This window comes from Streptomyces sp. Z26 (assembly GCF_003665095.1).
GTDB classification, from domain to species: Bacteria; Actinomycetota; Actinomycetes; order Streptomycetales; family Streptomycetaceae; genus Streptomyces; species Streptomyces phytohabitans.
The window spans coordinates 1,967,516-1,985,841 of the sequence record NZ_RCHV01000002.1; the positions used below are offsets into that span (position 1 = coordinate 1,967,516).

Genomic DNA, 18,326 nt, shown 5'->3' on the forward strand with positions numbered 1-18,326 from the left:
CCCTCCCGCGTTCAGAGCAGCCCGACAGCGGTGTCGACGGCCAACTCGACGTCCCCGTCCACCGGATAGAGCAGCGAACGCCCCACGACCAGCCCCCGCACCGTGGGCAGCCGCAGGGCGCTCCGCCAGTTCCCGTACGCCACGTCCTGGTCGGCCGGGTCCGCGCCGACGTCGCCGCCGAGCAGGACGGAGGGCAGCGTCGTGGCCGCCATCACCCGTTCCATGTCGCCGGGGTCGGCGGTGACGGGCACCTTCAGCCAGGTGTACGCGGACGTGCCCGCCAGTCCGGACGCGATGGTGAGGGACGTGGTGACGGCCTCCGCGCTGAGGTCGTTGCGCAGCCTCCCGTCCACCCGGCGGGACAGGAACGGTTCGACGAACACCGGCAGTCGGCGCGCGGCCATGTCGTCCACCGCGCGCGCGGTGGCGTGAAGTGTGCGGAGGGAGCCCTCGTCCGCGTAGTCGATGCGCAGGAGGAGCTTGCCCGCGTCGAAGCGGAGGCGTTCGATGTCGCGGGGGCGGTGGCCGGTGAAGCGGTCGTCGAGTTCGAAGGCGGAGCCCGCGAGGCCGCCGCGGTTCATCGAGCCGATGACGACCTTGTCCTCCAGCGCGCCGAGCAGCAGCAGGTCGTCCAGGATGTCGGCGGTGCCGAGCACCCCGTCGACACCCGGCCGGGACAGCGCGCGGCAGAGCCGTTCGAGCAGCTCCGCCCGGTCTGCCATGGCCAACGGGCGGGCGCCCACGGCGAGTACGCCGCGCGCGGTGTGGTCCGCCGCGATGATCATCAACCGTCCGCTCTCCCCGACGAACGGGCGACGCGAACGGCGGGCGGCGGCCTCGGCGACGGCCTCGGGGTGCTGGGCGCGCACCGCGACCAGGTCGGGAATGCTGATGCTCACGGTGACTCCAGGAGGGTTCGGCGGGGCGCGGGGCGCGCCGTCCGCGGGCGCTCACGGGAAGACGCTCACCGGCGCCCGCGGGTGGGCCCCGCGGGCGGGCGTTCGCGGGCTCGCGGACGGGGACGCGCGGACGGGGACGCGCGGGCCCCGCGGGCGGGGGCCCGCGGGCGGGGGCTCATGGGCGGGGGCTCATGGGCGGGGCTCACGTACCGGCGAGCAGCGCGTCGACCTCGGCGGCGGTGGGCATCGCCGCGGAGCACGCGAGCCGCCCGGCGACGAGCGCGCCCGCCGCGTTGGCGTACCGCACGAGGGGGTCCAACTCCCAGCCCGCGAGCAGCCCGTGGCACAGGGCGCCGCCGAACGCGTCGCCCGCGCCCAGCCCGTTGACCACCTCGACCGGGTGCGGCGGCACCTCGGCGCGCGTACCGTCCCGGTGCGCCGCGAGCACCCCCTCCGGCCCCCGCTTGACGACGGCGAGGGTGACGCCCGCCGCGAGCAGCGCCTCCGCGCAGGCGTGCGGGTCGCGTACGCCGGTGGCGACCTCGCACTCGTCCACGTTGCCGACGGCGACGGTGGCGTGGGCGAGCGCGGCGCGGTACGTGTCGCGGGCGGCGGCCGGGCCGCCGCGCCAGAACATGGGGCGCCAGTCGAGGTCGAAGACGGTGGCCGTACGGGCCCCGCCGTCCCCTCCTCCACCGGTACCGCCGTCCCCGCGCGCGGCGAGCGCCGTCAGGGTCGCCTCGCGGCTGGGCTCCTCGCACAGGCCGGTGCCGGTGACCCAGAGGATGCGCGCGGCGCGTACGGCGTCCAGGTCCAGTTCGTGCGGATGGATCTCCAGGTCGGGCGCCTTGGGGCGGCGGTAGAAGTACAGCGGGAAGTCGTCCGGCGGGAAGATCTCGCAGAACGTCACCGGCGTCGGCTCGTCCGGGACCGCCGTCACCCAGCGGTCGTCCACGCCGAACTCCCGCAGCGCCCGGTGGCAGTAGTCGCCGAACGGGTCCTGCCCGGTGCGCGTGATCACCGCCGAGGCACGCCCCAGCCGGGCGGCGGCCACGGCCACGTTCGTCGCGGAGCCCCCGAGGAACTTGCCGAACGTCTCCACGTCGGCCAGCCCCACACCCGTCTGCAGCGGGTAGAGGTCCACCCCGATCCGGCCCATCGTGAGGACGTCGAAGGTCTCGGTCATGGCGCGTCCTCCCGGGAGGCTGGACGGAGGTGCTGTGCGGCGGGTCCGTGCTGCGGGCGCGGGCGTACGGGCGGCGGCAGCGGGCCGCGCCCGCACCAGGTGTAGTCCCCGCACGGACCCCTGTCAACGCAATGTCCTTACATAAGGACGTCTGGACCCATCCCGTACGGCGGCACTATCGTCGACGGTGCCGCACCCCGGCTCCTCCACCCCTCCCCCGCCCCGACCGCGACAACCACCGCCGTCCCCGCCGCACCGCGTACCGCGCGCGACACGGGTGCGGACGGCGGAGAGGAAACAGGTAAGGAGTGCCCGCCATGCCCCTGCCCGCGAACCCAGCGCTCGACAGGCTGCGGATCGGCTCGGCCCCCGACTCGTGGGGCGTCTGGTTCCCCGACGACCCGCGGCAGGTGCCGTGGTCCCGGTTCCTGGACGAGGTCGCCGAGTCCGGTTACGACTGGATCGAACTCGGCCCGTACGGCTACCTCCCCACCGACCCCCACCGGCTCAACGAGGAGGTGGGCAGGCGCGGCCTGCGCGTCTCCGCGGGCACCGTCTTCACCTCGCTGCACCGCGGCCCGGCCGTCTGGGACGAGACCTGGGCGCACGTCTCGCAGGTCGCCGCGCTGACCCGGGCGACGGGCGCCCGGCACCTCGTCGTCATCCCGTCCTTCTGGCGCGACGACAGGACCGCCGAGCTGATCGAGCCCAGCGAGCTGACCACCGACCAGTGGCGGCAGCTGACCAGTGGCACCGAACGGCTGGCCCGCGACGTACGCGAGCACTTCGGGCTGGAGCTGGTCGTCCACCCGCACGCCGACACCCACCTCGACACCGAGCAGCACGTCGAGCGCTTCCTCGACGCCACCGACCCCGCACTGGTCAACCTCTGCCTGGACACCGGGCACTACGCGTACTGCGGCGGGGACAGCGTGCGCCTCATCGAGACGTACGGGGAACGGATCGGCTACCTCCACCTCAAGCAGGTCGACCCGGCGGTGCTCGCCTCGGTGATCGCGGAGGGTACCCCGTTCGGTCCGGCCGTACGGCAGGGCGTGATGTGCGAACCGCCGCTGGGCGTACCGGAGATGGAGCCGGTGCTGACGGCGGCGCAGGGGCTCGGCGTGGACCTGTTCGCGATCGTCGAGCAGGACATGTACCCGTGCCCGCCGGACCAGCCGCTGCCGATCGCCCGGCGCACACGCGCGTTCCTGCGCTCCTGCGGCGCCTGACGCGCGCACCCCGCACCATGGAGTGACGACGCACGACCTCCACGGCCACACGGCACCACGTACACCGCAGCACGCGAAAAGCACCAGGCACCAGGCACCACCGAAGGAGAAGCGCACATGACGCAGCAGGCCCGGCAGTTCGCCCGGCGGCCCAGCCTCGGCGTGGCCGTCATCGGCACCGGCGCGATGGGCGCGGACCACGTCCGGCGCGTCGACCGGCTGATCAGCGGCGCGCACGTGGCCGCCGTGGCGGACCTGGACCCGGAACGCGCGCGGCGGCTCGCGGACACCGTGGACGGCTGCGTCGCGTACGCCGACGCGGACGAGGCCCTGGCGGCACCCGGGGTGGACGCCGTACTCCTCGCGTCGCCCGGCCCCGCGCACGAGGAACAGCTGCTGGCGGCGCTCGCCCGCGACCTGCCGGTGCTGTGCGAGAAGCCGCTGACGCCGGACGCGGAGAGCGCCCTGCGCGTCCTGGAGGCCGAGCAGAAGCTGGGGCGCCGCCGTATCCAGGTGGGCTTCATGCGCCGCTTCGACAGCGAGTTCCGCAGGCTCAAGCGGCTGCTGGAGGGCGGCACCCTGGGCCGTCCGCTGCTGATGCACTGCCGCCACCGCAACGTACGGGTGCACGACTACTTCACGACGTCGATGCTGATCAACGACTCCGTGGTGCACGAGATGGACTGCACGCGGTGGCTGCTGGAGCAGGAGATCGCCGCCGTCACCGTCGTCCGGCCGCGCCCGTCGTCGCTGGCGCCGGAGGGGCTGGAGGACCCGCAGGTGGTGCTGTTCGAGACGGCGGGCGGCGCGGTCGTCACCGTCGAGATGTTCGCGACCTCCGGCTTCGGCTACCAGGTGCAGGCCGAGGCGGTCTGCGAACGCGGCACCGCGCGCATCGGCGAGGGGCACGACCTGCTGGTCAACTCCCGCGCGGGCTGGGGTGGTGAGATCCCGCAGGACTTCATCGCGCGGTTCGCGGACGCGTACGACCTGGAGGTGCAGGAGTGGGTGGACGCCGCGCGCGCGGACCGTACGACCGGCCCCACCGCCTGGGACGGCTACGCGGCGGCGGCGGTGTGCGCGGCGGGCGTCGAGGCGCAGCGCACGGGACGGCGCACGGAGGTCGAGCTGGTCGAACGCCCCGACCTCTACGCCTGATCCCGCCCACGCCCGGCCCCTCCGCACCTGGCCCGCCCACACCCGGCCCCGGGCCCGCGCGTCACCCGCACGTGCACCGCGCGGGCCCGTGATCCGCGCACACGTACGGCTCGTCCCGTGCGCGTCACGGCCGTAACGGATACGCGGGTTCCGTGTCACAGCGGACGCACAGCGCCGAGCGGCCGCGCGGCCGAGCCGACCGCCCGACGGAGAGTGACGCAGCACCAGTCGCTCTCCGGGAGGTTCCGCCTGATGACCGACCAACGACTCTGGACCTACAACGAGATCGCCGCGCACATCGGCGTCCAGACCGACACCGTGCGCTCCTACCGCAAGAACGGCCTGCTGCCGCCACCGGACAAGGTGGAGGGTGGCAGGCCGTTCTGGTACGCGGACACCATCCGCGACTGGGTCGTGCGCCGCCCCCGCCATCGGGGGAACAGCTGATGGGATACCCTTGGGGGGTATGGGGTGACCGTACCCGCCACCCCTCCCCGAGAGCGCGCCACCCAGGGAGCGAGTCCATGAGCAACGCCACCACGTACAAGGTCACCGGCATGAGCTGCGACCACTGCGAGCGGGCCGTCACCGCCGAACTGACCGGCGTCGAGGGCGTGTCCGCGGTGGACGCCGCGGCCGACTCGGGTCTGGTGACGGTCACCTTCACGGGCGAGCCGGACGACGAGGCCGTGCGGGAGGCCGTGGACGAGGCCGGGTACGAGCTGGTCGGCCGGGCCTGAGACGCCGAGCAGGAGGAAGGAAGAAATAAAGGAGCGCCCCGCGACAGGTCCCCCCACGGGCCTGCCAACGGGGCGCTCCCCTTGTCCCGGTCGCGGATTCCCCCCACGGGATCCTGGCCGGGCGTTCATTCGGAACCCACGTCGACGGGGACCGCTCAAGGACCCGTCGCGCGCGTTCCGCGAGTGACGACGACTCCGCCGGGTGTCGACGTCACCAGTTAGACCTACGACCCGCCTCAATGGTTACCCCCCAATTTTGTGACCTACGTCTCACAATTAGTCACAGTAGGGCCACATACGGAAGGCCCCGGTCCACTTGGACCGGGGCCTGCGCATATGCCGACGTGGTACGCCGCCGGCGCGTGGTTCAGCGCGATTCGACGGGTACGTAGTCCCGCTCGACGATGCCGGTGTAGATCTGCCGCGGACGGCCGATCCGGGAGCCCGGCTCCTTGATCATCTCGTGCCACTGGGCGATCCAGCCCGGGAGCCGCCCGAGGGCGAACAGCACCGTGAACATGGTCGTCGGGAAGCCCATGGCACGGTAGATCAGGCCGGTGTAGAAGTCGACGTTCGGGTAGAGCTTGCGCTCGACGAAGTAGTCGTCGCTGAGCGCGCGCTCCTCCAGCCGGAGCGCGATCTCCAGCAGTTCGTCGCTCTTGCCGAGCGCCGAGAGGACGTCGTGCGCCGCCGCCTTGATGATCTTCGCCCGGGGGTCGAAGTTCTTGTAGACGCGGTGCCCGAAGCCCATGAGCTTGACACCGTCCTCCTTGTTCTTCACCTTGCGGATGAAGGTGTCCACGTCGCCGCCGTCGGCGCGGATCGCCTCCAGCATCTCCAGCACGCTCTGGTTGGCGCCGCCGTGCAGCGGGCCCCAGAGGGCGTTGATGCCCGCGGAGATCGACGCGAACATGTTCGCCTGCGAGGAGCCCACGAGACGCACGGTGGACGTCGAGCAGTTCTGCTCGTGGTCCGCGTGCAGGATGAGCAGCTTGTCCAGGGCGCTGACGACGACCGGGTCCAGGTCGTACTGCGCGGCCGGGACGGAGAAGGTCATGCGGAGGAAGTTCTCCACGTAGCCCAGGTCGTTGCTGGGGTAGGCCACCGGGTGGCCCACGGACTTCTTGTAGGCGTACGCGGCGATCGTGGGGAGCTTGGCCAGCAGCCGGATCGTCGAGAGGTGGCGCTGCTCCTCGTCGAACGGGTTGTGGCTGTCCTGGTAGAACGTCGACAGGGCACTCACCACGGACGACAGCATCGCCATCGGGTGCGCGTCACGGGGGAAGCCGTCGTAGAAGCGCTTGACGTCCTCGTGCAGCAGGGTGTGCTGCGTGATCTCGTTCTTGAAGTTCGCCAGCTCGTCGACGGTGGGCAGTTCACCGTTGATCAGCAGGTAGGCGGTCTCGATGAACGAACCGCGCTCCGCGAGCTGCTCGATGGGGTATCCGCGGTAGCGCAGGATGCCCTGCTCGCCGTCGAGATACGTGATGGCCGACTGGTACGCGGCGGTGTTGCCGTAGCCGGAGTCCAGGGTCACCAGACCGGTATTGGCACGCAGCTTGCCGATGTCGAAGCCACGGTCTCCGACCGTGCTCTCCACGACCGGATAGCTGTACTCGCTGTCCCCGAACCGGAGAACCACGTTGTCACTTTCGCGGGGGTGTTCGCTCACGTCTTCCCTCACCGGAGGTAGTGCCTCGTCTTCGAGGTGCCCTGACCCTTCCACTGTCCCCCATTTGATGCCGTGCGGTGCACTCGGGGTCGGAGGAAGGGCTCCATGGTGGCACGGAGTGCCGTCTCTGTGACCATCCTGCACCCTGCGGGCCCGGTGGTCACCCCCGCGGCGGTGTGCTGTGCCCGCGAGGGCGCCGCCGTACGCGCTCAGCGGGCCGTGGCACCCGACAGCCGGTGATCGAGCGCTGTGCAGCGTCTTCCCGCCGACACCGTGCGCACCGCCTGCCCCAGCGCCCGCTGCGAGCCCACGAGGACCACCAGCCGCTTCGCCCGGGTGACGGCGGTATAGAGAAGATTGCGCTGGAGCATCATCCACGCGCTCGTCGTGACGGGGATCACCACCGCCGGATACTCGCTGCCCTGGGAACGGTGGATGGTGACCGCGTACGCGTGCGCCAGCTCGTCCAACTCGTCGAAGTCGTACGGCACGTCCTCGTCCTCGTCCGTACGCACCGTCAGCCGCTGCTCGTCGGCGTCGAGGCCGGTGACGACGCCCACCGTGCCGTTGAAGACGCCGTTCGCGCCCTTCTCGTAGTTGTTGCGGATCTGGGTGACCTTGTCCCCGACGCGGAACACCCGGCCGCCGAACCGCTTCTCCGGCAGCCCCGGCCGCGCCGGTGTCACCGCCTGCTGGAGCAGCCCGTTGAGCACCCCCGCGCCCGCCGGGCCGCGGTGCATCGGGGCCAGCACCTGCACGTCACGGCGGGGGTCGAGGCCGAACTTCGCCGGGATACGGCGGGCCACCACGTCCACCGTCAGCCTGCCCGCCTCCTCCGTGTCGTCCTCGGTGAACAGGAAGAAGTCCGGCAGGCCCCGGGTGACGGGCGGGGCACCGGAGTTGATGCGGTGGGCGTTGGTGACGACGCCCGACTGCTGCGCCTGCCGGAAGATCCGGGTGAGCCGCACCGCGGGCACCGGCCCGGCGTCGGCCAGCAGATCGCGCAGCACCTCGCCCGCGCCCACCGACGGCAGCTGGTCCACGTCGCCCACCAGCAGCAGGTGCGCGCCCGGCGGCACGGCCTTGATCAGTTTGTTCGCCAGCAGGAGGTCCAGCATCGACGCCTCGTCCACCACCACGAGATCGGCCTCCAGCGGCCGGTCCCGGTCGTACGCCGCGTCACCGCCGGGCTTCAGCTCCAACAGCCGGTGCACGGTGGACGCCTCGGCGCCGGTCAGCTCCGACAGCCGCTTCGCCGCCCGGCCCGTGGGCGCCGCCAGCACCACCCGGGCCTTCTTCGCGCGGGCCAGCTCGACCACCGACCGGACCGTGAACGACTTGCCGCAGCCCGGCCCGCCCGTCAGCACCGCGACCTTCTCCGTCAGCGCCAGCCGCACCGCCTGCCGCTGCTCCTCCGCCAGCTCCGCGCCCGTACGCCCGGCGAGCCAGCCCAGGGCCGCGTCCCAGTCCACGTCGCGGAACGCCGGGACGCGGTCCTCCTCCGTACGCAGCAGCCGCAGCAGCTGCGCGGCGAGGGACAGCTCGGCCCGGTGGAACGGCACCAGGTACACCGCCGTGACCGGCTGCCCGTCCGGGCCCGGCACGGTCTCGCGGACGACGCCCTCCTCCTCGCCCGCCAGCTCACCGAGGCACTCGATGACGAGGCCGGTGTCCACCTGGAGCAGCTTCACCGCGTCGGAGATCAACTGCTCCTCCGGCAGGAAGCAGTGGCCCTGGTCCGTCGACTGCGAAAGGGCGTACTGGAGCCCGGCCTTGACCCGTTCCGGGCTGTCGTGCGGGATGCCGACGGCCTGCGCGATGCGGTCGGCGGTGAGGAAGCCGATGCCCCAGACGTCGGCAGCGAGGCGGTACGGCTGGTTCCGGACCACGGAGATGGAGGCGTCGCCGTACTTCTTGTAGATCCGGACGGCGATGGAGGTGGAGACGCCCACGCCCTGGAGGAAGATCATCACCTCCTTGATGGCCTTCTGCTCCTCCCAGGCCGCCGCGATCTTCGCGGTGCGCTTGGGGCCCAGGCCGGGCACCTCGATCAGCTTGCGGGCGTCCTGCTCGATGACGTCGAGGGTGTCCAGGCCGAAGTGGTCGACGATGCGCTCGGCGATGCGCGGGCCGATGCCCTTGATCAGCCCGGAGCCGAGATAGCGCCGGATGCCCTGGACCGTCGCGGGCAGCACCGTCGTGTAGTTCTCCACCGTGAACTGCTTGCCGTACTGCGGGTGGGAGCCCCAACGGCCCTCCATCCGCAGCGACTCGCCCACCTGCGCGCCCAGCAGCGAGCCGACGACGGTCAGCAGGTCGCCGCCGCCGCGGCCGGTGTCGACGCGGGCGACGGTGTAGCCGTTGTCCTCGTTGGCATACGTGATGCGCTCCAGGACGCCTTCGAGCACCGCGAGTTCGAACGCCATGTGACAGACCGTAGTCCCCCGCACTGACAGCCGGGTCGCCGGACGGCCGGACCGGCGCCGTACGGGGGCGCGGGGGGGCGCGTCAGTCGGCCTGGACGTCGCCCACCGTGGAGGAGCGGAACGTGTCGCGGCGCGCGTACGCGAACTCCCCCGGTGGGATGCCCGGATGGTGGCCGTCCGGCTCCGGCGGGGCGGCGGGCGCGGGGCCGAGGGTGAGCCGGGAGACGAGGCGGTAGCGGTCGCCGCGGTAGAGGGAGTGGACGTACTCCACGGGGCGACGGCGGGTGTCGGTGGTCAGCCGCTCGAAGAGGAGCGCGGGGGACAGCTCGGGGACGTCGAGGAGTTCGGCCTCCGCCTGGGTGACGACGGTCGGTTCGATGGCCTGGACCGCCTCGTGGACGCGTATGCCGTGCCGTTCGCGCAGGTGCTCGTGGAGATGGCCGCTCTCCAACTCGCGTGCGGTCAGCCCCGGGACGAGGGCGGTCGGCACGTGGAGGTGCTCGACGGCCATCGGGGCGCCGTCGACGAGCCGCAGGCGCGCGGCGTAGACGATCTCCGCGGCGGGCGAGATCCGCAGCTTGCGGCCCACCCTGGCGCCCGCCGCCACGGTGGCGAACTCCAGCAGCCGGCTCGACCAGCTGCCCGCCGCGGGCGGCAGGCTCATGGTGGTCTGCTCCGACACCATCTCCTGGGTGATCTTGGCGGGAGCCACGAACATGCCCCGGCCGTGCTCCCGTACGAGCAGTCCGGCGGCCACCAGTTCGTCCACGGCGGCGCGCAACGTCGGCCGCGAGACGCCGAGTTCCGCGCAGAGCGCGCGCTCGGAGGGGATGGGGTCGCCGGGGCTGCGCGACTCGACGAGTTCCAGGATGACGCCGCGGGCCCGCTCCCGCTTGAGGACCGCCCCCGGTGCTTCCCTGTCCATCTGCCAGCTACCAGCCTTCCTCGCCTCGGGCTGTTGACCAGTCTGCCACGCAGCCGCCGTACGTCCCGCTGGTCAGACCGACCCGCCCCGACACCTCGGAGCCCCGGAACGGGCGCCGAAAAGCCGCCGAGCAGGGGGACTTGACGCCCCCATTGGTCTATGCCAGTTTCTTCCCGCACCAACAGGTCAGCTATCCAGTTGCCCACTGGTCAATGTGAGCCTCGACCTACCCCCACACGAAGGAGAGGCACATGCCCCGCGAGCACCGCGCACGCACCCGCAGGACGAAGACGATCGCCGCTGTCGCCGCCGCCACCGCCCTGGCCGCGGCCGGGCTCGCGGCGAACGCCGGCGCCTCGCCCGCCACCCCCGACGACGCGCCCCGCGCCGCCGCCGGTGAGACGCTGTTCGACGACTTCGACTACACCTCGCACGACGACCCGAAGCTGGGCGAGCACGGCTGGACCGCGCGCGGCAACTCCGGCGGCCCCGGTGTGCCCGGCGCGTCCTGGGCCGCGGACAACGTCACGTTCGCCGACGACGGCGGCAACTCCATCATGAACCTGGAAGCCTCCAGCGCGGGCACCCCGGAGACCACCGAGCAGGCCGAACTCCTCTCCGACACCATGAAGTTCAAGAACGGCACGTACGCGGCGCGCGTGAAGTTCTCGGACGAACCGAAGTCGGGCCCGGACGGCGACCGCCAGGTGCAGACGTTCTTCGCGCTCAACGACCTGACCGCGCCCATGGCCGACGACTACTCGGAGTACGACTTCGAGTACCTGCCGAACGGCGGCTGGGGCGAGGACGACCACGTCCTGTTCACCACCTCCTACGAGACGTACAACCCCGACCCGTGGGAGACCGTCACCCAGGTGAACAGCTCCCGGGACAGCCTCGCGGGCTGGCACGACCTGGTGTTCACGATCGACGACAGCAACATCACCTACTACCTCGACGGCGCCGAGTTCGGGAAGCACGACGCGAAGTACCTGCCGGAGCGGCCCATGGGCCTGTACTTCAACCACTGGCTGATCGACCTGGAGGGCCAGACCTCCACCGAACCGCGCGCGTACGACCAGCAGGTGGACTACGTGCTGCACGTGAAGGACCAGGTGCTGAGCCCGGCGGAGGTGACGTCCAAGGTCGAGGAGTACCGCGCGGCGGGCACCTCCTTCGAGGACACCGTGCCGAACGGCGCGGGCGCCTCCGACGCGAAGCCGCGCGGCGAGGCGGCACCGGGCACCCACGCCCGCTGACCCCGCGCCCCGCACCTCACGGCAGCCGCCACACCGCACCGTCGCCCCGCGTCGGTCACCGCACCGCACCCGCGACGGCCGCTGCCGCACCGGCCCGACGGCCCTCCCCCGGGGCCGCCGGGCCGGTGCCCGCGGCGGGGCGCCGGGAGCGCTACGGCGTCGGCACCCGGCCCTCGTCCCGGTCGCCGCGCCGGGCCGTGGTGACGGTCGCGACGGCCGGTATCAGGACGGCGGGGAGCGCGACCGCCATCATCAACGCGCTCACCCACACCGGCGAACGGAACCCCAGCCCCGCGCTGAGCGCCAGACCGCCCACCCAAGGCCCCACCGTGGCCCCCACGTTGAACGCCGCCGTCGCGAAACCGCCCGCCAGCGTGGGCGCTTCGGCCGCCCGCGTCATCACCCGGGAGATCAGCGCGATACCGGTCCCGAACGCGAGCGCGCCCTGCACGAACACGAACACCAGCGCCGCCACCGGGTGCCCAGCGGTCAGCGCGAGGACCGCCCAGCCCGTGGTCAGCGCGAGCATGGCGGCGGTCAGGTACGCGGTCGGGTGCCCGTCCGCGTACCGGCCCCCCACGGTGACGCCGACGAACGACCCCACCCCGAACAGCGCCAGCACACCCGGCACCCACCCCTCGCCGATCCCGCCGACCTCGGTGGCCAGGGGCGCGAGATAGGTGAACGTGCAGAACGTGGCGCCCTGGACCAACGCGCACACCAGCAGCGTCATCCGCAGGCGGCCGTCCCGCAGCACCCGCAACTCCCCGAGCGCGCCCGTCCCGCGTTCCACGGGCGCCTGCTCCGGGACCATCCGTACGAGCGCGGCGAGCGCCGGGAGCGAGACGACGGCGACGGCCCAGAACGCCGCCCGCCACCCCCACCGCTCCCCCAGCAGCGCGCCGCCGGGCACGCCCACGATGCACGCCAGGGTGACCCCGCCGACCACCACCGACGTGGCGCGTGCCCGCAGGCCGGGCTCCACCATGCTGACGGCGGTCGCCAGGGCGACGGCCCAGAAGCCCGCGTTGGCGAGGGCTCCGACGACCCGGGTGGCCAGCAGCACCGGGTAGTGGGTGGTGAGGGCGCCCACGACGTGGACGGCGACGAAGACGGTGAGGAAGCCCACGAGGGCGCGGCGGCGGGGCCAGCGACGGCAGAGCAGGGACATCAGCGGGGCGCCGACGACCATCCCCACGGCGAACGCGGAGGTCAGCAACCCGGCCGCGGACAGGGAGACATGGAGGTCGTCCGCGATGCCGGTCACCAGACCGGACAGCATGAACTCCGAGGTGCCCTGGGCGAAGACCGCGAGCCCGAGCACGTAGACGGCGAATGGCATGAAAAGGACTCCTGGCGTGATGACCCGCGCGCGGGCGGTCGCGGACGACCGTCCGGACCGGGCCGTGACGGCTGGACGAACGGGAGGGGTGGGGAGGGACGGAGGAACCCGGGAAAGAGGGCGCGAGGAGCCGCACGGGCACGGCGGAGTGCCGTACGGACTCGAGGAAGCAGCGGGCCCACCCGCGCGACAGGTGCACGACGCCGTAGCCACGGCGCCGCCACGTGGGCGGGTCGTACGCGTCACGACTCGCGTGACGGTGCTCGCTGAGCGAAGCCGCTGTCCGGCCGGAACATCCCGGTGCTTCGGGAGTGACGCGGCAACCGCTTTCCCCGTGGGAGGAAAGCCGTTGGCGTACGGAGACAGCGGGGTGGAGCACGGCCCGCCGGGTGGCGGTCCGGTGGCATCCCCGGGGAGCGCGCGATCAGTACGGGATCAGTGGATCCACGGAGGAACGCGCGACTGCTCGGGACGGTGTACGGGCCACCGGCAGCCGGTGGCTAGCGTAAGTCCGATTCGGGGCTGCTCACGAGAACGACCGTAACACTCCGTAGCGGATTGCTCCAGCGGTAATTTCCGGCCACTCCCGTCCGAACGCTTCCGCCCGCGCACGGCCGCCCCCGCACACCGGAGGCGCGCCCCGCACCACGCACGACGAGGGGCCCAGCCGCTGCGCGACGGGCCCCTCGTACCCCCCTCGGACTCCCTCCAGTGCCCCCCTGGAACGTCCGATGCAAGTAAGACGCCCGATCCCGCGGAACGGTTGTACGCCCCGCCGCACCTTTTCCGGAACGCCCCGTACCGGCCGCGCGGGCCCCCACCGCCCCGAGGCCCCGCTGGTCACGGCCCGTTCGGCCGGGGCTCAGCCCAGCACGTGCCGTACGTACCGCTCGACGGTCTCGGCCAGCACGTCGCCGCCGTCCCGCGCCCAGAGCCCCTCGTTGAACAACTCCACCTCCACCGGACCCGCGTACCCGGCGGCGTCCACCCGCGCGCGGAACGCGCGCAGGTCCACCGCGCCGTCGCCCAACTGCCCGCGCCCCAGCAGCACCCCCGCCGGAAGTGGCGTGATCCAGTCGGCGACCTGGAAGACGACGATGCGCCCGCCCGGCAGTGTCCCGTCCGCCCCCGTGGCCGCGCCCGCCCGCGCGATCAGCTCCGGGACGCGGTCGTCCCACCACAGGTGGTACGTGTCCACGACGACGCCGACCTGCTCCGCGGGGAAGCGTTCGGCCAGTTCCAGGGCCTGCCCGAGGGTCGACACCACGCAGCGGTCGGCCGCGTACATCGGGTGCAGCGGCTCGATCGCCAGCCGTACGCCGCGTTCCCGCGCGTACGGGGCGAGTTCGGCGAGCGCGTCCGCGACGCGTTCCCGCGCGCCCGGCAGGTCGCGGCTGCCCTCGGGGAGCCCGCCGGAGACCAGTACGAGGGTGTCGGTGCCGAGCGCGGCGGCCTCCTCGATCGCGACGCGGTTGTCGTCGATCGCCCGGCGGCGCTCGGCGGGCGCGGTGGCGGTGAGGAAGCCGCCGCGGCACAGCGAGGTGACGCGCAGCCCCTCTTCCCGCATGAGCCGGGCGGCCGCGGCGATGCCGTACGCCTGCACCGGTTCCCGCCACAGGCCGACACCCGTGACGCCGGAACGGGCGCAGGCGCGGGCGAGTTCGGGCAGGGACAGCTGCTTGACCGTCATCTGGTTGACGGAGAAGCGCGTGAGGTCCGAGGCGCCGCGGTCCGGCCCGTCGCCCGATGCCTCGGGCCGTACGGGCACCTCGGACCGTACGGCGGCCTCGGGCCGCACCTGCCCGTCGACGCGTCCCGGCGTGCTCCCCGGCACCGGCGTGTGCTCCGTCATACGCGCGCCCCCCGAGGTCCGTACGCGCCCTGCCCGCCGTACACCTCGGCCAGCCGCGCCATCCTCGCCGCCGCCAGCCCGGGGTCGGGGAAGAGGTCCAGCCCGTCGGCGAGTTCGTACGCGCGGCGCAGGTGCGGCAGCGAACGGGCCGACTGGAGGCCGCCGACCATCGTGAAGTGGTCCTGGTGTCCGGCCAGCCAGGCGAGGAGGACGACGCCGGTCTTGTAGAAGCGGGTCGGCGCCTCGAAGAGGTGCCGGGCCAGCGGCACCGTGGGGTCGAGCACCCGCCGGAAGCCCCGCGTGTCGCCCTCGTCCAGCGACCGCAGCGCGCGGGCCGCGAGGGGCGCCAGCGGGTCGAGGACGCCCAACAGGGCGTCGCTGTGGCCGTGTTCGTCGCCCTCGATCAGCTCGGGGTAGTGGAAGTCGTCGCCCGTGTAGCAGCGCACGCCGGGGGGCAGGCGCCGGCGCAGTGCCTTCTCGCGCTCCGCGTCCAGGAGCGAGACCTTCACGCCGTCGACACGGTCGGGGTGCCCCGCGATGACGCGCAGGAACGTCTCCGTGGCCTCGTCCAGGTCGGCGCTGCCCCAGTAACCGGTGAGCGCCGGGTCGAACATCGGCCCCAGCCAGTGCAGGACGACGGGCCGCGCCGCCTGGCCCAGCAGCCGCCCGTACACCTCCTCGTAGTCCTCCGCCCCGCGCGCGGCGGCGGCCAGCGCGCGGGAGGCCATCAGGACGGGCCGCGCGCCGCACTCCTCGACGTGCGCCAGCTGCCGCTCGTACGCCGCCGCCACGGCGGGCAGGTCCGCGCCCGGCGCCAGCTGGTCCGTACCCGCGCCGCAGACCAGTGCGCCGCCGACGGCGCGCGCCTCGGCGGCCGTGCGCCGGATCAGCTCCGCGGCGGTGTCCGGACCGAGGCCCATGCCGCGCTGCGCGGTGTCCATGGCCTCCGCGACGCCCAGGCCGAGCGACCACAGGTGGTGGCGGAACGCGAGGGTGGTGTCCCAGTCGACGGCCGCGGGCGCGTCCGGGGAGACGTCCGCGAACGGGTCGGCCACGACGTGGGCGGCGGCGAACACCGCGCGCGCGGACGGCGCGACGGGGGACGCCACCGCCGGGGTGGGCCCTCCCGGCGCCGTCACAGCGTCAGCTCCGGGACCTCGACGCGGCGGCCCTCCGCCGACGACCGCAGGCCCAGCTCCGCGAGCTGCACCCCGCGCGCACCCGCGAGCAGGTCGCGGTCGTACGGCTCGCCCAGCGCGACGTGCCGCAGGAACTGCTCCCACTGCGCCTTGAAGCCGTTGTCGAACTCGCCGTTGTCCGGCACCTCCTGCCACTGCGCGCGGAAGTCCTCGGTGACCGGCAGGTCCGGGTTCCAGGTGGGCTTCGGCGTCGCCGAACGGTGCTGCGCGCGGCAGCCGCGCAGCCCCGCCACGGCCGACCCGTGCGTGCCGTCGACCTGGAACTCGACCAGCTCCGCACGGTTCACCCGTACCGCCCAGGAGGAGTTGATCTGCGCGACGGCGCCGCCCTCCAGCTCGAAGATGCCGTACGCGGCGTCGTCCGCGGTCGCCTCGTACGGGCGGCCCCGCTCGTCGTGGCGCAGCGGCAGGTGCGTGGCGGTGAGCGCCTGTACGGAGGTGACGCGGCCGAACAGCCCGTTCAGCACGTACTCCCAGTGCGGGAACATGTCGACGACGATGCCGCCGCCGTCCTCCGCGCGGTAGTTCCAGGAGGGGCGTTGCGCCTCCTGCCAGTCTCCCTCGAAGACCCAGTAGCCGAACTCGCCGCGCACCGACAGGATCTTGCCGAAGAACCCTCCGTCGACGAGCCGCTTCAGCTTCAGCAGGCCGGGCAGGAACAGCTTGTCCTGGACCACCCCGTGCCGGATGCCCGCGTCGCGCGCGAGGGCGGCGAGTTCGAGTGCGCCCTTCAGCCCGGTGTCGGTGGGCTTCTCCGTGTAGACGTGCTTCCCCGCACTGATCGCCTTGCGCAGCGCGTCCGCGCGCGCGGACGTCACCTGGGCGTCGAAGTAGATGTCGACGCTGTCGTCGGCGAGTACGGCGTCCAGGTCCGTGCTGACGGCGTCCGGGTCGAGCCCGTGCCGTTCCGCCAGTGCGCGGAGGGCGTGCTCGCGGCGTCCGACGAGGACGGGTTCGGGCCACAGGACGGTGCCGTCGCCCAGGTCGAGGCCGCCTTGCTCACGGAGCGCGAGCAGGGACCGTACGAGGTGCTGGCGGTAGCCCATCCGGCCGGTCACGCCGTTCATGGCGATCCGCAGGGTCTTGCGTTCCACGGGCGCTCCCTCTCGGCAGTAAGCGCTTGCTATCGCGAGTCAGGTTAGCCACCCTCCGCACCGCGCGGCAAGAGCGGCGAGGCGGACACCGCCTGGTGCGGAGGGAGCCCGGAACGGGAGTGAACGGCGGCGCGGACGGAGGGCGCCCGGTGACGGGGCTCAGGAGGCGTCGATACCGTGCCACTCCTGGCCCGGCAGCAGCTTCAGCCAGTCCGTCAGGATCGCGTTGACCTCCTCCGCGCGCTCCTGCTGGATCCAGTGCCCGCAGTCCGGGAGGACGTGCGAGGCGATCAGGTTGGGCATCGTCGTGGGGAACGCGTCGACGGCCTTGGCCATCCAGTCCATCGTCGGGTCGGCCGCCCCGCCGACGAACAGCGAGGGCTGCGTCAGCGGCAGCCCGCGCCACGCGGCGAGGTCCGCCCAGTCCCGGTCGACGTTGCGGTAGCGGTTGAGCGCGCCGCTCATCCCCGCCCACTCGAACTCCGACGCGTAGACGTCGAGTTCCTCGTCGGAGAGCCAGCCGGGCCGTACGTCCACCGGGAAGCGGTCACGCAGCCGCCCGCCCGCGGACACCATGTACGGCTTGGGCCCGTCCACCGACCTGGTGTCGCCCGACACGGCCGCGTAGAAGCCCGCCAGCCAGCCGCGTACGTCCGGCTCCATCTCGGCCTCGGCGCGGCCGTACTCCTGGAAGTAGCTGATGTAGAACTCCTCGTCGCCGCCGAAGCGCGAGTAGACGTCCGTCGGGCGGGGACCGCCGGGCGGCGTGTACGGCACGCTGAGCAGCCCGACCGCCGTGAAGACGTCCGGCCTGAGCAGCGCCGAGTGGGCGGCGATGGGCGAGCCCCAGTCGTGGCCGACGACGGTCGCGGTCTGGGCGCCGAGCGCGTGGACGACGCCGACGTTGTCGGCCACGTGCGCCAGCATCCCGTACGCCTCCACCTCCCGCGGCTTGGACGAACGGCCGTAGCCGCGTACGTCGACGGCGACCGCGCGGAAGCCCGCGGCGGCGATGGCGGGGAGCTGGCGGCGCCACGAGTACCAGGACTCGGGGAAGCCGTGCACGAGCAGCACCAGGGGGCCGGTGCCCTGCTCGACCAGATGGATCCGGCCGCCGGGCACGTCGACCAGGCGGTGCGTCGCTCCGGGCGACAGCGTGGACGGGGTACCGGGGTACTGCGGCATGGCATCTCCTGAACGTACGGGCCGGGCATTCCGGCGTGCCGGGCTCCCGGGGCCGGGAGCGCGCCGCGCACGCGTCGCCCGATCGTGGCGGTGGCGGCGCGGTGGGCGCCATCCTCCTTGCCGGTACGGCAAAGGCGAGCGCCGACCCCGCGTACGG

14 protein-coding genes and 1 pseudogene are annotated in these 18,326 nt (G+C 72.9%); 5 read left to right on the forward strand and 10 right to left on the reverse strand.

Annotation, left to right across the window (positions count from 1 at the left end):
* Positions 1-11: 11 nt before the first annotated feature.
* Complete coding sequence (locus D7M15_RS08625; RefSeq protein WP_121516958.1) at positions 12-899, reverse strand: deoxyribose-phosphate aldolase; 888 nt, start codon at positions 897-899, stop codon at positions 12-14.
* Positions 900-1,101: 202 nt separating this feature from the next.
* Entirely contained in the window at positions 1,102-2,085 is a 984-nt protein-coding gene (gene iolC, locus D7M15_RS08630) for a 5-dehydro-2-deoxygluconokinase (RefSeq protein ID WP_121516959.1), read from the reverse strand.
* 317 nt (positions 2,086-2,402) lie between these two features.
* On the opposite strand from iolC, the gene D7M15_RS08635 reads away from it, so the two are divergent.
* The 4 genes from D7M15_RS08635 to D7M15_RS08650 all read left to right on the forward strand — a co-directional run bounded on the left by D7M15_RS08635 (position 2,403) and on the right by D7M15_RS08650 (position 5,215).
* Complete coding sequence (locus D7M15_RS08635) at positions 2,403-3,317, forward strand: sugar phosphate isomerase/epimerase (RefSeq protein ID WP_121516960.1); 915 nt, start codon at positions 2,403-2,405, stop codon at positions 3,315-3,317.
* Positions 3,318-3,434: 117 nt separating this feature from the next.
* Positions 3,435-4,475 (forward strand): Gfo/Idh/MocA family oxidoreductase, encoded by a 1,041-nt coding sequence (locus tag D7M15_RS08640; RefSeq protein WP_121516961.1) that lies wholly within the window; start codon positions 3,435-3,437, stop codon positions 4,473-4,475.
* 252 nt (positions 4,476-4,727) lie between these two features.
* Positions 4,728-4,922, forward strand: coding sequence for a MerR family transcriptional regulator (locus tag D7M15_RS08645; protein WP_121516962.1), 195 nt, complete (start codon positions 4,728-4,730; stop codon positions 4,920-4,922).
* Between the two features lie 77 nt (positions 4,923-4,999).
* Positions 5,000-5,215, forward strand: a complete 216-nt coding sequence (locus D7M15_RS08650; RefSeq protein ID WP_121516963.1) for a heavy-metal-associated domain-containing protein — start codon at positions 5,000-5,002, stop codon at positions 5,213-5,215.
* 367 nt (positions 5,216-5,582) lie between these two features.
* On the opposite strand, the gene D7M15_RS08655 is transcribed toward D7M15_RS08650, so the two are convergent.
* From D7M15_RS08655 to D7M15_RS08665, 3 genes are all read right to left on the reverse strand, one after another.
* Positions 5,583-6,887: a citrate synthase gene (locus D7M15_RS08655; protein ID WP_165906220.1), complete on the reverse strand. Its 1,305-nt coding sequence runs from the start codon at positions 6,885-6,887 to the stop codon at positions 5,583-5,585.
* 209 nt (positions 6,888-7,096) lie between these two features.
* Positions 7,097-9,313, reverse strand: a complete 2,217-nt coding sequence (locus tag D7M15_RS08660) for an ATP-dependent RecD-like DNA helicase (protein WP_121516965.1) — start codon at positions 9,311-9,313, stop codon at positions 7,097-7,099.
* An 82-nt stretch (positions 9,314-9,395) separates the two neighbouring features.
* Positions 9,396-10,238 carry a GntR family transcriptional regulator gene (locus D7M15_RS08665; protein WP_121516966.1) on the reverse strand — a complete coding sequence of 281 codons (843 nt, stop codon included), beginning with the start codon at positions 10,236-10,238 and terminating at the stop codon, positions 9,396-9,398.
* A 401-nt stretch (positions 10,239-10,639) separates the two neighbouring features.
* On the opposite strand from D7M15_RS08665, the pseudogene D7M15_RS08670 reads away from it, so the two are divergent.
* Positions 10,640-11,497 (forward strand): annotated as a pseudogene (locus D7M15_RS08670) (glycoside hydrolase family 16 protein); the annotation flags it as partial.
* 151 nt (positions 11,498-11,648) lie between these two features.
* Here the strand turns inward: D7M15_RS08670 and D7M15_RS08675 are convergent.
* The 5 genes from D7M15_RS08675 to D7M15_RS08695 all read right to left on the reverse strand — a co-directional run bounded on the left by D7M15_RS08675 (position 11,649) and on the right by D7M15_RS08695 (position 18,169).
* Positions 11,649-12,839, reverse strand: a complete 1,191-nt coding sequence (locus tag D7M15_RS08675; RefSeq protein ID WP_121516968.1) for a Cmx/CmrA family chloramphenicol efflux MFS transporter — start codon at positions 12,837-12,839, stop codon at positions 11,649-11,651.
* Between the two features lie 862 nt (positions 12,840-13,701).
* Entirely contained in the window at positions 13,702-14,529 is an 828-nt protein-coding gene (locus tag D7M15_RS08680; protein WP_121520451.1) for a sugar phosphate isomerase/epimerase family protein, read from the reverse strand.
* Between the two features lie 158 nt (positions 14,530-14,687).
* Positions 14,688-15,830 carry a dihydrodipicolinate synthase family protein gene (locus D7M15_RS08685; RefSeq protein WP_121516969.1) on the reverse strand — a complete coding sequence of 381 codons (1,143 nt, stop codon included), beginning with the start codon at positions 15,828-15,830 and terminating at the stop codon, positions 14,688-14,690.
* Positions 15,827-16,984, reverse strand: coding sequence for a Gfo/Idh/MocA family oxidoreductase (locus tag D7M15_RS08690; RefSeq protein WP_165906222.1), 1,158 nt, complete (start codon positions 16,982-16,984; stop codon positions 15,827-15,829). The genes D7M15_RS08685 and D7M15_RS08690 overlap by 4 nt, the downstream gene beginning before the upstream one ends.
* A 159-nt stretch (positions 16,985-17,143) precedes the next feature.
* Positions 17,144-18,169, reverse strand: a complete 1,026-nt coding sequence (locus D7M15_RS08695) for an alpha/beta hydrolase (protein WP_121516970.1) — start codon at positions 18,167-18,169, stop codon at positions 17,144-17,146.
* Positions 18,170-18,326 lie beyond the last annotated feature (157 nt).